Annotated in this window: 16 protein-coding genes, 1 pseudogene and 1 riboswitch; of the genes and pseudogenes, 12 read left to right on the top strand and 5 right to left on the bottom strand. The window is 26.5% G+C overall.

The window, feature by feature from the left end:
- The first annotated feature begins 24 nt into the window (after positions 1 to 24).
- The 4 genes and pseudogenes from epsC (at position 25) to IC175_RS03155 (ending at position 2,034) form a co-directional block, all read left to right on the top strand.
- On the top strand, positions 25 to 615 hold the full coding sequence (gene epsC / locus IC175_RS03170) for a serine O-acetyltransferase EpsC (protein WP_227834567.1): 591 nt from the start codon (positions 25 to 27) through the stop codon (positions 613 to 615).
- 109 nt (positions 616 to 724) lie between these two features.
- Positions 725 to 835, top strand: a pseudogene (locus tag IC175_RS03165) (cell wall hydrolase); the annotation flags it as partial.
- Positions 836 to 1,038: 203 nt separating this feature from the next.
- Entirely contained in the window at positions 1,039 to 1,281 is a 243-nt protein-coding gene (locus IC175_RS03160) for a hypothetical protein (RefSeq protein WP_227836072.1), read from the top strand.
- 99 nt (positions 1,282 to 1,380) lie between these two features.
- Positions 1,381 to 2,034: a hypothetical protein gene (locus IC175_RS03155; RefSeq protein WP_227851093.1), complete on the top strand. Its 654-nt coding sequence runs from the start codon at positions 1,381 to 1,383 to the stop codon at positions 2,032 to 2,034.
- A gap of 84 nt (positions 2,035 to 2,118) precedes the next feature.
- On the opposite strand, the gene IC175_RS03150 is transcribed toward IC175_RS03155, so the two are convergent.
- From IC175_RS03150 to IC175_RS03140, 3 genes are all read right to left on the bottom strand, one after another.
- Positions 2,119 to 2,436: a hypothetical protein gene (locus IC175_RS03150; RefSeq protein WP_227836074.1), complete on the bottom strand. Its 318-nt coding sequence runs from the start codon at positions 2,434 to 2,436 to the stop codon at positions 2,119 to 2,121.
- Positions 2,437 to 2,467: 31 nt separating this feature from the next.
- Positions 2,468 to 3,436 carry a CPBP family intramembrane glutamic endopeptidase gene (locus IC175_RS03145; protein ID WP_227482384.1) on the bottom strand — a complete coding sequence of 323 codons (969 nt, stop codon included), beginning with the start codon at positions 3,434 to 3,436 and terminating at the stop codon, positions 2,468 to 2,470.
- A 578-nt stretch (positions 3,437 to 4,014) separates the two neighbouring features.
- Complete coding sequence (locus IC175_RS03140) at positions 4,015 to 4,233, bottom strand: hypothetical protein (RefSeq protein WP_227851092.1); 219 nt, start codon at positions 4,231 to 4,233, stop codon at positions 4,015 to 4,017.
- Between the two features lie 158 nt (positions 4,234 to 4,391).
- Here IC175_RS03140 and IC175_RS03135 point away from each other — a divergent pair, with 158 nt between their 5' ends.
- Both IC175_RS03135 and IC175_RS03130 read left to right on the top strand, forming a co-directional pair.
- Positions 4,392 to 4,598, top strand: a complete 207-nt coding sequence (locus tag IC175_RS03135) for a helix-turn-helix domain-containing protein (protein WP_227433028.1) — start codon at positions 4,392 to 4,394, stop codon at positions 4,596 to 4,598.
- Positions 4,599 to 4,876: 278 nt separating this feature from the next.
- Complete coding sequence (locus tag IC175_RS03130; RefSeq protein WP_227433029.1) at positions 4,877 to 5,065, top strand: ferredoxin; 189 nt, start codon at positions 4,877 to 4,879, stop codon at positions 5,063 to 5,065.
- Positions 5,066 to 5,118: 53 nt separating this feature from the next.
- Here IC175_RS03130 and IC175_RS03125 read toward each other — a convergent pair whose 3' ends face one another.
- A complete protein-coding gene (locus IC175_RS03125) occupies positions 5,119 to 5,988 on the bottom strand; it encodes a methionyl aminopeptidase (protein ID WP_227851091.1) in 870 nt (289 codons plus the stop codon).
- A 143-nt stretch (positions 5,989 to 6,131) separates the two neighbouring features.
- Positions 6,132 to 7,385, bottom strand: coding sequence for an anthrax toxin lethal factor-related metalloendopeptidase (locus IC175_RS03120; protein ID WP_227482387.1), 1,254 nt, complete (start codon positions 7,383 to 7,385; stop codon positions 6,132 to 6,134).
- 291 nt (positions 7,386 to 7,676) lie between these two features.
- Here IC175_RS03120 and IC175_RS03115 point away from each other — a divergent pair, with 291 nt between their 5' ends.
- From IC175_RS03115 to IC175_RS03090, 6 genes are all read left to right on the top strand, one after another.
- Positions 7,677 to 7,988: a GIY-YIG nuclease family protein gene (locus IC175_RS03115; RefSeq protein WP_227433034.1), complete on the top strand. Its 312-nt coding sequence runs from the start codon at positions 7,677 to 7,679 to the stop codon at positions 7,986 to 7,988.
- Between the two features lie 93 nt (positions 7,989 to 8,081).
- Positions 8,082 to 8,174: riboswitch (TPP riboswitch) on the top strand.
- Between the two features lie 103 nt (positions 8,175 to 8,277).
- Positions 8,278 to 9,072, top strand: coding sequence for a bifunctional hydroxymethylpyrimidine kinase/phosphomethylpyrimidine kinase (gene thiD, locus IC175_RS03110; RefSeq protein ID WP_227834565.1), 795 nt, complete (start codon positions 8,278 to 8,280; stop codon positions 9,070 to 9,072).
- A 22-nt stretch (positions 9,073 to 9,094) separates the two neighbouring features.
- Positions 9,095 to 9,886: a hydroxyethylthiazole kinase gene (gene thiM, locus IC175_RS03105; protein WP_227433036.1), complete on the top strand. Its 792-nt coding sequence runs from the start codon at positions 9,095 to 9,097 to the stop codon at positions 9,884 to 9,886.
- Between the two features lie 21 nt (positions 9,887 to 9,907).
- Positions 9,908 to 10,540 (top strand): thiamine phosphate synthase, encoded by a 633-nt coding sequence (thiE, locus tag IC175_RS03100; protein ID WP_227831105.1) that lies wholly within the window; start codon positions 9,908 to 9,910, stop codon positions 10,538 to 10,540.
- 136 nt (positions 10,541 to 10,676) lie between these two features.
- Positions 10,677 to 10,979 carry a PTS sugar transporter subunit IIB gene (locus IC175_RS03095; RefSeq protein ID WP_227433038.1) on the top strand — a complete coding sequence of 101 codons (303 nt, stop codon included), beginning with the start codon at positions 10,677 to 10,679 and terminating at the stop codon, positions 10,977 to 10,979.
- Positions 10,980 to 11,405: 426 nt separating this feature from the next.
- The gene (locus IC175_RS03090) at positions 11,406 to 14,162 is read left to right on the top strand and encodes a sigma 54-interacting transcriptional regulator (RefSeq protein WP_227433040.1); all 2,757 of its coding nucleotides are present in this window, start codon (positions 11,406 to 11,408) and stop codon (positions 14,160 to 14,162) included.
- Positions 14,163 to 14,239 lie beyond the last annotated feature (77 nt).

Raw genomic sequence — 14,239 nt, 5'->3', positions numbered from 1 at the left:
ATTTTATTTGAGGGAGTGAATACTTTGTTTAAAAAAATAAATAAAGATATTGAATATATAATGAAGAATGATCCAGCAGCTAGATCTAAGATAGAAGTTTTTTTACTATATCCATCAGTGCATGCAATGATAATGCATAGAATAGCTCATTTTCTTTATAAGAAGAAGATGCTTTTTTCAGCTAGATTAATATCCCAGATATCCAGATTTATGACTGGTATAGAAATACATCCTGGAGCTAAAATGGGAGAAGGTATTTTGATAGACCATGGAATGGGTGTTGTAATTGGCGAAACAGCTGAAGTGGGAAATAGAGTAACAATATATCAAGGAGCTACTTTGGGTGCTACAGGAAAGGATACTGGCAAGAGACATCCAACTGTTGGCGATGATGTATTAATTGGAGCTGGAACAAAAATACTAGGAGCTTTAAATATCGGTTCTAATTCAAAAATAGGTGCAAATTCAGTTGTTGTTAAAGATGTACCTAATGGAGCCACAGTTGTTGGTATACCAGCAAAAATAGTGAAAATAAGAAATCTAGAACCTGTAAAAAAGAATAAAAGAGAAGTATCCTACGAATACGAAGAGTTAGACAATGTATATTATATATAGTCATAGTGATGTTATAGAATATGAACTTTTGGAAAATGGTGAAACTGTGACTAAAGGTGGGATAGGAAGAGCTTTAGCAGAAGGAGTTTTATTTGGAGGAGTAGGTGCTGTTGTTGGTGGTGGAGCATGTGAAAAGATAGGTTCTATGACTAAAGAAAAGTTCACTATGATAAAGGGGAATGATACGCTTTACAAAGCATTAGATTTCATAAATAGATAATATTTTAAAATATATAAGGTATTTGTATAAATTATTACTATTTTATGAAAAAAAATAATTTTTTAAAAATATTAGCCGATTTTGCGTGTTTATTGACTAGTTATGCAGATTTCTTGTAAATTTACCTCTATAGTGCTAGGATATGATTAAATATAAGATAATTGAAGGGGTATAATTGTATAAATTTTAAGAAAATAACATCTATGTCATTAGCAACAATTAGTATTTTAGCATTATCGTTTTCTAATCTGGTTATTTCAAACGCAATGGAAAAGGACATAAATTTAAAAAACGAGAAAAATATTAGACTTGAGAATGGAGATACAATAAGCATTTCTGGGAATACAAGTACATGGAAGGATAAATGTTTTATAGATGGAAGAAATTATGATTTTGCAGATGTATTAAGCAAGTATTCTGGTGTTTTTATATCTCAACATATGTAATTAATGTATGTTTTAAAGTAATTATATGAATGGTTTTAAAACTAACATATAATTACTTTTTTAATATAAGAATAAATTTATTTTGGAGAGGTAAATATAATGAAAATTTCTAGTCAATATAGAAGCCAATATTTATTAAATAATGAAAGTAACATAAAAAATACAAAAAAAAATACAAATATTATTAAGAAAAATGAAACTATAGAAAAAAATAATTATTTATCTAATATCATGAAACAAAAACAAGAACTTGATAATAGAATTAAAGATTTAAAAGATAAACAAGAACTTTATTCTAAAAAAATAAATGAAGCAATCAGAAATTTATTTAAATCAGAAGAAGAAAATAAAAATAGTAATGTAGAAGAAGAAAATAAAAATACTATTTTGGAAGAATATCCAATTTCTCTAAATACAGGAGAAAAAGAGGAATCATTAAATACAGATGAACTTAATGATAAAAATGAAGAAAAGGTAGAAGAATTAGATCAAAAAGGCGTCGATAATGAAAAAGAGTCAGAAGAACTAGAACAAAAACATATTGATAAAGAAGATAAAGAACTTGAAAATTTATTTTTAGAAGGTAAAACTCGCGAAGAACTTGAAAATATGCTTAAAGATTTTATGAGTATGACTCAAGAGGAAATAAAGAAAATTGAGTCAAGAATAGAAAAGTTAGATAAAGATGCTGAAAAATACAAGAAAAATCAAAATATTAATGGGCAAAAAAATTATATAGATACTTTAATTTAAAGACCCCCCAATAAAATCAGGTATATTTTAGAAGGTAGCAACTAGTTAGTTGTTACCTTCTTTTGCTATTAATCCTATTAGATTTTATATAGCTATATATTTCTTTCTAATTAGATAATATAATGCTGTTGTTATAATGGCCGCTATTATCATTGCTATTATTGTAATGTCTAATTTTCTTGTGAATAAACCTATTGCTATATATTCAAGACCCATTACATAGCGAGAAAGTATTTCTAGTTTAACAGTTCTTTTCTTATCTATATTTCCATACGTTGATTCTAATTTATTAAAATATTTTTCACTGCAAAAACTAGTTTTAGGTTTAATTAAAGATATTATTGTAGTTAATATTATAATTCCTACTCCAATAAGTATAAGATTGATATTTCCAAAGTTCATAGTATATACCTCCTTTAGCATAATAATTTTTTTATGTATGTTGTTTATATTCTTTTGTAAAGAGGAAAGGAAGATAAAATAGTGATACAAATATAAGTCTCTCTAAAATAACATAATAGCTAAGTGGCATTTCAGAACTATTACAAATAACATCTAAACTATTAACTAAAGCATGAATTATAGAACAAATCCATATATTTTTAGTTTTCAAATAAACATAACCTAAAAATATAGAAAGTCCGATTCCATAAATTAAATGAATTACAATTCCCAGTATTGGAGCATCTGGACTATAGAATGTAAATTGTAGAGGTAAATGCCATAAACTCCAACAAACACCTACAATTATAACACCTATTTTTTTGTCAAATTTATCAAAGAAAATACTTTGTAAAAAACATCTCCAGCCATATTCTTCAGACAAAAAAGGATAAATATATATTAATGATATTATAGTAAGGTTCAGATAAAATAAAATACCATTATAATTAAGATTATTTCTACTTATTATTAATCCAAGGATAACTTGAGAAAATATAAAGTAGATAATTAATAAAGCACCTGTTCTTACATTTTTTAGAATATACAGTTCTTTTGATTTAAAAGAATAAATAATAAGATATAAACTGCTTATTAAAATTAATATAGAATTCACTAATTGAGATTGATTGAGGTTTATTAAGTTAAATGATTTAGCAATAAATAATAAAAAATAACTAAGAAAAAGTAATATTACTAATGAATAAAACTTATACTCATTATTAGTTTTTCCTTCTGAGTAAAATTTTGCAATAGCGACAGAAGATAAAGGCAATATCATTATGAATGATGCAAAATTTCCTGGGTCAATAAACTTATTGAAATATAATAGAAAACCTAATAAATAAGTTAAGCCAAAAGTTATAGAAAAAAATATTATAATCTGTATTTTCTTTCTTTTTTCTTCATTTTCAATATATCTTGGATTTAATAAATCAATCCATTTTTCTTGTAATTTCAATACAAAAACCTCCTTTAACATATTACTTTCTTTTCTATAATAACAAATTCATATTGTATTAATTTTCTTAATAAAAGTATAGCAGCAATGTAAGTATAAAGAGTATCTAAAATATTACAAATATTAACAGGTTATATAAAACTATAGTAGAAGTTGTAATAATAAAACGAACGAAAATTATTATACTAAAACATAAGACATGTTATAATTATATTGTATATTTATTAATGTATAAAACTATCAAGAGCGTTACTTAACACATCTTAAAATTGATTTAAATGAGTCTTTTTCATACACAAAATTATATGATATAATAAAAAAATAGAAGTGTATTGGTAGTACACTTCTATAGCTATAACTAAGCATTCTCATGAGCGGGAGTGCTTTTTTCATTTTTCCAAACAACCTTGTTTACTTCATCAATAATTATCAAATTAATCTTATTATTTTTCAAAATCTCTGTTGCAGTATCAATAAGATTATCTAGGTCAAAACTACGAGTTAATTCTAGTTACTTGTTGTTTAAAACTCTTTTCAGTATGTAAGTATTAAAACACATCTATATCACCCCTTAAGCACTAAGGCATTCTTGTAAGCGCTTCCAAAATAAAAAATTCGTCTACATACTGGTCAAAGTTTCTAACATATTCAGTCTTGTATTTAGTGTTATTTATTTCTATAAAAGCAATAGTTTTGCCATCATAATAGTATCTGCTTATTACGAAATATTTTTCTGCAGTAGATACATTTTCTTTATCTTCTATAACTAAGCCTTCAGCATTAAAACAAGGTGCCATACTATGCTTTCCAATCCTTAAATAGTTAATATTAACCTTTTAAGGTTAATTTAATAATATTACTATTTCATAATAAAGTCAAGAAAAATTAACTATAAAAGAGAAATATTGCCCTTAATGGGTTAATTATGATAAAATAAATTAAAAGAGGTGATAAAATGATTTCATACAATCGCTTATGGAAATTATTAATTGATAAAAAAATAAAAAAAATGGAATTTAAAGAAATGACAGGACTAGGAAGTTCAAGTATTAGTAAATTGAACGAGGATAAAGTTGTCTCTATGGCTACAATGGAAAAAATATGTTTGGCATTAGATTGTAACATAGAAGATATTGTTGAGATTAAAAAAGATATTGAGTAGTAATATTTATCTTAAAAAGTATATGGTACTAATATGTTTTATAGGGCATTAGAAAATATAGAAATAATAGATTAAGTTTTATACAATGGACGAGGTTTTATCAGATTATAAAGAAAAATAATCATAACACAACTAATAAATTTTATAAAATTTATTTTGAAAAGGTATTATTTTCAAATTTGAGGACATAATAAAAAAGAACTGAAGGTCAAAGTTTTAGTTCGCCAATCGTTGGTAAACAAAAATTTTAAATTTGTAACATCTAGGAGGATTTTATTATGAAAGCAAATGTTAATCAAGATACTTGTATAGGTTGTGGATTATGTCCATCAATATGCCCAGAAGTATTTGACATGGCTGATGATGGAAAATCACATGTTATAGTTGATGAAATACCAAGTGATGCTGAAGAATCAGCAAAAGAGGCTAGAGAAAGCTGTCCAGTTGATGCAATAGATGTGCATTAACAAAAGAAAAGCCTATGAAGATTGAAAGCTCAATCTTTATAGGCTTTTATATTTTATTGAGTTAAAATTTCAATTCCTGTTTCTGTAACTAAAACCATGCACTCCCATTGAGCAGATAATTTACCATCTTTTGTGTAGATAGTCCAATCATTTTCTTCATCAACAAAAATCTCATGAGTTCCTTCATTTACCATAGGTTCTATAGTAAATATCATTCCAGGAACCAACAACATTTCAGTTCCTTTTTTAGAAACATAACTTACAAATGGGTCTTCATGAAAACTTAGTCCAACTCCATGCCCACCAATTTCTCTAACAACAGAATATCCATTTTCTTTTGCATAAGAATTAATAGCATTACCTATATCACCCAAGAATCCCCATGGTTTAGCAGCTTCAAGACCTTTTTGAATGCATTCTTTAGTAACTTGAACCAATTTTTTTGCATTTTCTTTAACATTTCCTACCATAAACATTCTTGAAGCATCTGAGTAATATCCATTAAAAATAGTAGACACATCTATATTTATAATATCTCCATCCTTTAATAGGATGTCTTTACTTGGGATACCATGACAAACTTCATTGTTTATTGATGTACATACACTTTTAGGAAAACCATTATAATCTAGTGGTGCAGGAATAGCTCCATTTTCTAATGTAAAGTTATGGACTAATTCATTTATATCTTCTGTAGACATTCCAACTTTAATTTTGTCCGAAATATAATCTAAAATCTTTGTGTTTATTACAGCACTTTTTTTAATTTCTTCAATTTGTGTTGCATTTTTTATGATGTCGTGAGTAGGTACAATATGACCTAGCTGAGCGAATGAATTTATTTTATTATCTATATCCATATGACATTTTTTATATTTTTTAGTACTTCCACACCAACAAGCATCGTTTCTGTTTAATTTCATAACTCTTCATCCTTTTTATTATTTATTTAAATTATGGGCTACATAAACTATTTTAAAATATAACCATTAGAAATATTATAACATAAATATCAAAAAGTCTTTTATAAAGAGTACTTTATTAAATAGAAATATATTATTAAGTATTAATGTGTTTCATAGCTTAGTTCTAATTCTTCAAGAAAATTATATGTTAAAGGACAATTTTCTTTCAATATATTTTTTGAGTCTTCATCAAGATAATAATGCACAAATGATTCCGCAAAAAATTCTTCTGGGAATTTACTAATATATGCATGTGCAACTTGTTTAGGGTCATAAAGTTTATACCTTTCTTGAATAAACACTTCCATAAATTCTTCTGAATTTGATTTTTTGTCTAATACATTTTTATCTATAGCATGTGCAGTTTCATGTAATTCCAAATTTTTAGCTGAATGAACATTTGCATAACTAGGGTTACTATAACCTATTTTAGCCACAATAGAGTTGTTTCTATATACCCCAGGTACATCTTTCCAAGTTTTACCTGATCTTACCCAGCATGGAGGTAATTGGTGTTTTAAATCACTAAATTCTGGTTCATCAGTTAAATTTGAATTTATTAATTTTATAATTATATCTTTTTCTTTAAGTGTTTGTAGATATTTTCCATTTATGTTTGAAAGTCTGTTTTTCATGTTTTCAACTTCATCTTTATCATAGTCTGAATTATCTGGAAGTATAATCATTTGTTCAATTATATCTATATTACTTTCTCTTATATTTTTACTGTTTTTGTTAACTTCATATTTGAGGCTATCATCTCGATAAAAAGTCATATTTGCATCGTTTTCTGAAAAAGAGGAGTGAATATTTTCTAAATCTAAAATGTTCATTTGATGTAAAATATTTTTTGTTTCACCACTCCATACCACTAAAGAAAGTGAATTAAAGTTAATTAGTGGATTTTCTTTCATTTTTGTTTTATTACTTATACTGACATCGAATACATATTCAATGGAGTTTTCTATATCAAGATTGTTTGTATTCTTCTTAAGATATAGATATGCTTGTCTTAACTCTATATAAATGTTATCTAAAGATTCGTCGAAAAATTCTGATAGATTGTTTGTAAATATTTCTTCACTTAAAAGTTCACTTTTATCAGTTACACTTTCAATTAAAGTATTAATTTCTTTTATCATCTCAGGAATATTTATCTTCTTGCTTGCTTTTTCATCAGATACATTGCATGGTGCAAGAGCAATGCAATAAAAATCTTCTTCTTTTTTATAAAAGGCTTTAAGTGATTTTGACAAAAGTGTAAAGTCTACACCTATCTGTAAATTGACTTTAAATAAGTTCTTTTGTGATAATTCAATATTATTGCTTTTAGCTATAATTAAATTGTTTTCCATAATCATTGCCCCCTTTTTATTAGGTTATCATAATTTTTTTATATATGTCAATTTATTTTTTTGAAAATTATAATTTTTTTGAAAATTTTATTTTTTATATTTGTGAATTTTTTGTTAGAAGAATAAATATGTTATTAATATGTCAAAATTTAGCGTCAAATACTTTTAGAATCTACTTTACGAATTTACATTTGAGTTATTGTTATAGCTGACCAATATATAAAATTTACAGCAGTTTTTTTTATTTTATAATATAATGTTTATATATTTAATTTAAGGATGTGAATTAAGATGTATTTTACATATATTATAAGGTGCAAAGATGATTCTCTATATACTGGATATACTAGCAATATAGAAAGAAGAATGAATGAGCATAAGTCAGGAATTAATTCAAAGTATACAAGAGCAAGGGGATTTAAAAAGTTAGAGGTTTATTTTGTAACAAATACAAAAAGTAATGCAATGAAATTAGAATACTATATAAAAAAGTTAACTAGGGATAAAAAATTATCTATAATAAAAAATCCCAATATACTTATAGATTCAATTGACAATAAAGAAAATTATATTATTGGAGAAGAGATAAAAGAACTGAAGTAAGTGTATTTAATTATATTGTAAATAAGTGTATACAGTGTAAAAACTTGACAATAAATACTATTGTAATATAATGAAGTTATAAATATAATAAATTAAAATAGCTAGGGGAGCCAAGAGCTGAGAGGAATACCGACCCTTACACCTGAACTGGATAATGCCAGCGTAGGAAAGCTTAGTATAAAACTTAAGTATGTATTATTTGTGATATATGCGAATTTCTAAGCTATACCTATTGTAGGTATAGCTTTTTTAGTTAATCTATTTAAATTAAATTTTTAGGAGGGTATAAATGAGTAACTATAAAATACCAACACTTACAATAGCTGGTTCAGATTCATCTGGAGGAGCTGGAATCCAAGCTGATTTGAAAACTTTTAGTGCAATTGGCACATATGGAATGAGTGTAATAACAGCTATAACGGCACAAAACACTCAAGGAGTTTTTGCTGTAGAAGATTTAAGCCAAAGTATAATAAAAAAACAAATAGAGGCAGTATTTGATGACATACCTCCAAGAGCAGTAAAAATAGGAATGGTTTCAAGCCCAGAAATTATACTTGAAATAGTTGAAAATTTAAAAAAATATAATCCAGAATATTTAATAGTAGACCCTGTAATGATATCTAAAAGTGGATATTATTTATTAAAACCAGAAGCAAAGGAGAATCTAATTAAGTATTTAATACCACTTGCATATATAATTACACCAAATATTCCAGAAGCAGAAGAAATTACAGGAATAAAAATACATAATGTAGATGATATGAATAGAGTAGGAAAGAAAATATTAGAGCTTGGACCTAAATTTGTTCTTATGAAAGGCGGACATTTAGATGGAGAAGCAGTGGATATTTTAGTTGGTAAAAATATATTTGAAGTGTATAAAAGTGAAAGAATTGATAAAAAAAATACACATGGAACAGGATGTACATTATCTTCTGCAATAACATCTTATCTTGCATTAGGTTATGAAATAAAAGAAGCAGTAAAATTAAGTAAAATTTATATAACAGAAGCAATAAAAAATAGTTTTGATATAGGTCATGGAGTAGGCCCAGTACATCATTTTTATAAGTTTGAATAATAAAATTTTATGGAGGTAGAATATGTATAATTTAATTGAAGAAGTAAAGAAAGTAAACCCATTAGTAATTCACTATACTAATAATGTAACAATAAATGATTGTGCTAATGTAACTTTAGCTATAGGTGCAAGCCCTCTTATGAGTTTTTCATATGAGGAAGTAGAAGAAATGGTAAGTATAGCAAATGCTGTAGTTATAAATATAGGAACTATGAATTCAAATATATTAGATTTGTTTTTATTGGCTGGAAAGGCGGCAAATAAATACAATAAACCTGTTATCTTAGACCCAGTGGGAGTCTTTGCAAGTAAAGCCAGAGCAGAACTTACAAATAAGCTTTTAAATGAAGTTAAATTTGATGTGGTTAAAGGGAATATAGCAGAAATAAAATTTATAGGTGGCTTTGATGTAATGGGTAAAGGTGTAGATTCCTTTGATGATGAAGAAGATTCTACTGATATAATAAAAAAAGTTTCTGAGAAGCTTGAATGTATAGTTGCAGCAACTGGAAAAATAGATATAATAACTGATAGTAAGAATACATATAAAATAAATAATGGAACTGATAAATTAAAAGGTATTACAGGCACAGGGTGTATGACTGCTAGTTTGATTGCAAGTTTTATGGCTGTGACTAAAAATAAATTAGAAGCAGCTACAATGGGTGTACTTACAATGTCGTTAAGTGGGGAGCTGGCTAATTTAAATAATCCACCAATAGGTACATTTAAAGAAAAGCTAATGAATTCTATTTATCAAATGGATGAAGAGATTATAAGTAAAAACTCTAATATTGAATTTTTAAATGAATAAATGGTCAACAGGAGGCTGTAAATGATAGATAAAGAATGTTTAAAAAAAGACTTAAAGTTATATTTAGTGACTGATTCTGAAATGCTAGAAGGTAGAGATTTTTATAAATGTATTGAAGATGCAATTGTTTCTGGAATAACAACGGTGCAACTCAGAGAAAAAAATGCTTCTGGAAAAGAATTTTTAAAAAAGGCTATGAAGCTAAGGGAAATAACTAGAAAACATGGTGTTAAGTTTATAATAAATGATAGAGTAGATATAGCAATTATTTGTGATGCAGATGGAGTGCATGTAGGACAGAGTGACATTGATGCAAAGGAAGTTAGAAAGCTTATAGGGAAAGATAAAATACTAGGTGTATCAGCAAGAACTTTAGAAGAAGCTATCTGTGCAAAAAATGATGGTGCAGACTATTTAGGTATAGGGTCTATATTTACAACATCTACCAAACTGGATGCTAAATCCGCATCATTTGAAACTGTCAAAGAAATTAAAGAAAAGATAGATATACCATTTGTATTGATTGGTGGTATAAAACTAGATAATGTAGATAAACTTAAGTGCTTAAATAGTGATGGATATGCTATAATATCTGCTGTATTAAAATCTGAAAATATTTCTGAAGAAGTAGAAAAGTGGACATTAAAAATATAAAATGAGTTAAGGTAGTGAAAAAATTGGAAAAATTTGATATAATTTAAAAGTAAAATATAGGAAGTTATAAATGTAAACTTTTCTACATATACTTTTTAATCAAAATATATGTAGATTTGATTAAAAGGAGATATTAATGATTAGGATATTATTAGTGTGTGTTGGCGGTATGTCTTCTACTTTATTGGTAAATAAAATGGAGAAAGATGCAAAGAAAAGAGATATAGACTGTAAAATATGGGCAGTTGGAGAGGGAAATATAAAATCAGAACTTGGTAATTTTGATATTTTGCTTCTTGGGCCACAGCTTAGATTTATGTTTGATGATGTAAAATCTATAGTTGGAGATAAAGCTCCAGTAGCTATAATAGATATGGTAAACTATGGTACTTGTAATGGTCATGCTGTATTAAATGCAGTACTAGAAATACTAAATTAAATTAATCACTGATAGTGAACTCTATGATATAGAGTTCACTTTTTATATTTTATAGTTCTTTTTCAAATTTTTTTATTTTCAACAAGGCTGATTTAAATTGTTCATCTTCATAGACTCTTAATATATAATTAACTTAGAAAAAAATTATTTCTAGAAAAAAATTAATAAAGGAGAATATAAGGTAGAGTTGTTTCTATATGTAAATTATTCCTAAATTTGCACTGATTATATACTTATCCATTTAGATTTTAATCTATTCAAAATACACTTCTATTTACTCGTTTATCAATTTATATGGTAATAATTGGATTTGATTGTATGAAATTAGTGCAGTACTATTTATTAGAATAAAAGAATATAATTTATTTTTTCACTAATATATAAAGGATATACTGGTATCATTGACATTTATATTGGAGGTTGATTATGAAGAATGAAATTTTACGTTTTATAAATGAAAAGGTATTATTTGACAATTTTGATGAACTTAAAAAACAAAGTGGTATAGTAACAGAAGATATAGTAAAAAAGTTTAATTTAAGTAGAACTCAATCAAGCAGATTATTAAATGATTTGGTAAAGTCTGATAATCTTATAAAGATAAATAGTAGACCTGTTATCTTTCTACCAAAAAATAAGATAAATGATGCAATAGGTCCTACGAAAAAAAGTATTTATGAAAGTGTTGATGAACTTAGTAATGAGTGTAAATTATTAAAGCAGGAGATTGTATTTAACAGTATTATAGGTCATGAAAGTAGCCTAAAGGAGGCAATAGAGCAAATAAAAACCGCTGTACTTTATCCAAATGATGGACTTACAATAATGCTAACAGGTGAAAGTGGTGTAGGTAAAACTTTTTTAGCGAAGGTAATATATAAGTATAGTGTAAGTAGTAATATATTAGAAAAAAATGCTCCATATAATGTACTAAACTGTGCACAGTACTATAATAATCCAGAGTTATTATCAAGTATACTATTTGGACATGTCAAGGGGGCTTATACTGGAGCAAATGAATCTAGAGCTGGGTTAATAGAGAAATCTGATGGTGGTATATTATTTTTAGATGAGGTACATAGATTAAACAGTGAAGGTCAGGAAAAGTTATTTACATTTATGGATACAGGTACATTTTCTAGAATTGGAGAGAATGGAGTAAATAGAAGTGCTAAGGTAAGGCTAGTATTTGCTACAACAGAAAGCTTATCTGAGTTTTTGCAGACTTTTTTAAGAAGAATACCTATAAATATTTATGTTCCTAATATAGAGGAAAGAGGAACTATTGAAAAAAGGAAGATTATAGAACATTTTATATATGAGGAAAGTAAGGTGCTTGGTTTACCTATAGAGATAACTCAAATTACATTAAATACGATTTTAAAGATAAAATTCAAAGGTAATATAGGTGAATGTAAAAATGTAATAAAATATGCATGTGGAAGGGCATATGCAAAAAACCAAAAAAGAAATGGAAATATTTTTGTTACACTTCAAGACCTTCCTAGAAATATTTATATAGAAAATGTAGATATATTTCAGTTCCAAAGTGCTAAAAGCAAAAGTATTGTGTTTTCTCCTAAACAATTTAATATTGAGACATCAGATGAAGGAAATAAAAGAAATATAATATATCAAAGTCTTACAAAGTGTTTAGATTATTTTGATAGACTAGAAAAAAAAGAAATAACAAAAGAGATATTTAGTGAAAAGAGCTCAAACTTAATGATTAGGTTAATGGATAACCTAGTTTTTTCAAATAATGATGAAAATAAAAATGTACTTATGGAGCTTATAATATCTATAATGCAGGATATATTTAGAAATTTAGAAGTTAACAACAATATAAAATATGATGGAAATAATGTATTAGCATTTTCTTCGTATCTTTATTTGAAGGATGAGTCTTATCAATTGTCTGATGAATGTAAAATCTTACAAAGTAAATTACTAACATATTTAAAGAAAGAAAATTACAAAGAATACTCTATAGTAAATAAAGTATCGACATTAATAGCAAATAGATTGGATATGTATCTTAATAATGTAGATATAATTATAATGATTATATTTATTAAGTCGACAGTTATAAGAATGAAGTCTAATAAAGTTAATGCAATGATTATAGCACATGGGTATGCTACTGCTAGTAGTATGGCAAATGTATGTAATCGTATGTTGGGTAAAAATGTATTTACAGCTATAGATATGCCTATAGATGCGACAATTGCTGATGTATCAAATCAAATGTCTAGATACTTGGAAGGAGATAGGATAAAAAATGGACTAGTTGTGTTATTTGATATGGGCTCTCTTAATCTGATATATGAAGATTTAAAAAGTAAAATAAGTAGTCCAATGTTGTTTATAGACCAAATATCCACTATTTTTGCACTAGAGGTAGGTAATTTATTAATGCAAGGTAAAAACATTGAAGATATAGCAGAAATTATGGATGAAGAAATTAAACCCAACATACAATTGTATTATCCTCAAAAAAATAAAGAGTATGCTATAGTATCTTCTTGTTTTACTGGGATAGGTACTGCTATAAAAATCCAACATCTACTTTCAGAAAGCTTAATGGGGATAGTTGATGTTAAGATAATACCGCACGATTATGAGAGTCTTGTTTCTATGGGAGATAAAGATCCACTTTTTAAAATGTATGATGTATTGGCCATAGTAGGAACTGCTAATCCAAATGTAAATGGAGTAGATTTCATACTACTAGAGGATATAATATCAGGAAAAGGAGAAGATGATGTCTTTAGAATATTTAGTAAAGTAGTAGAAAGTGAAAAAATCAAAAACATAAATGATTCTATCATAAAGAATTTTTCTCTGATTAGAGTAATAGATAGTCTGACTATTTTAGACTCAAAAAAAATAATAGAGAGAATAGAAGAAGGAATCAATGCTATAGAAAATAATCAAAAGAAAAAACTTCCTAATGATAAAAAAATTGCTTTATATGTTCACTTAAGTTGTATGATTGAAAGATTGGTTAGACAAGCTGAGATTGAAGAATATACTGATATGAATTTATTAATTAAAAACCATCACAGTGAAGTTAAACTAATAAAAAATGCATTTAGTGTGCTAGAAAAGAGCTATAGTGTGCAAATATCTATTTCAGAAATCGGATATATCTATAATATTATTTATGGTCCACTTCAGTAAAATACAGTATTAAAAAATAAATAAATAAAATTGAAAAAAAGTATGCCACTAGTTGGCATGCTTTTTGCTTTTATAAA

The sequence above is a fragment of the Clostridioides sp. ES-S-0123-01 genome, assembly GCF_020658415.1.
In the GTDB taxonomy this organism is placed as follows: domain Bacteria; phylum Bacillota; class Clostridia; order Peptostreptococcales; family Peptostreptococcaceae; genus Clostridioides.
The sequence above is the reverse complement of the archived record's forward strand: the minus strand, read 5'-3'. Positions and strand labels throughout refer to the sequence as shown.

What these genes read in the sequence shown, in the direction of transcription:
- IC175_RS03150 (WP_227836074.1), bottom strand. Translation starts at nt 2,436, where the DNA reads ATGAACTTTGGAAATATCAATCTTATACTTATTGGAGTAGGAATTATA.
- IC175_RS03090 (WP_227433040.1), top strand. Translation starts at nt 11,406, where the DNA reads ATGAAGAATGAAATTTTACGTTTTATAAATGAAAAGGTATTATTTGAC.
- thiD (WP_227834565.1), top strand. Translation starts at nt 8,278, where the DNA reads ATGAGTAACTATAAAATACCAACACTTACAATAGCTGGTTCAGATTCA.
- IC175_RS03140 (WP_227851092.1), bottom strand. Translation starts at nt 4,233, where the DNA reads ATGGCACCTTGTTTTAATGCTGAAGGCTTAGTTATAGAAGATAAAGAA.
- IC175_RS03155 (WP_227851093.1), top strand. Translation starts at nt 1,381, where the DNA reads ATGAAAATTTCTAGTCAATATAGAAGCCAATATTTATTAAATAATGAA.
- IC175_RS03120 (WP_227482387.1), bottom strand. Translation starts at nt 7,385, where the DNA reads ATGGAAAACAATTTAATTATAGCTAAAAGCAATAATATTGAATTATCA.
- thiM (WP_227433036.1), top strand. Translation starts at nt 9,095, where the DNA reads ATGTATAATTTAATTGAAGAAGTAAAGAAAGTAAACCCATTAGTAATT.
- IC175_RS03135 (WP_227433028.1), top strand. Translation starts at nt 4,392, where the DNA reads ATGATTTCATACAATCGCTTATGGAAATTATTAATTGATAAAAAAATA.
- IC175_RS03095 (WP_227433038.1), top strand. Translation starts at nt 10,677, where the DNA reads ATGATTAGGATATTATTAGTGTGTGTTGGCGGTATGTCTTCTACTTTA.
- IC175_RS03115 (WP_227433034.1), top strand. Translation starts at nt 7,677, where the DNA reads ATGTATTTTACATATATTATAAGGTGCAAAGATGATTCTCTATATACT.
- IC175_RS03160 (WP_227836072.1), top strand. Translation starts at nt 1,039, where the DNA reads ATGTCATTAGCAACAATTAGTATTTTAGCATTATCGTTTTCTAATCTG.
- IC175_RS03130 (WP_227433029.1), top strand. Translation starts at nt 4,877, where the DNA reads ATGAAAGCAAATGTTAATCAAGATACTTGTATAGGTTGTGGATTATGT.
- thiE (WP_227831105.1), top strand. Translation starts at nt 9,908, where the DNA reads ATGATAGATAAAGAATGTTTAAAAAAAGACTTAAAGTTATATTTAGTG.
- IC175_RS03125 (WP_227851091.1), bottom strand. Translation starts at nt 5,988, where the DNA reads ATGAAATTAAACAGAAACGATGCTTGTTGGTGTGGAAGTACTAAAAAA.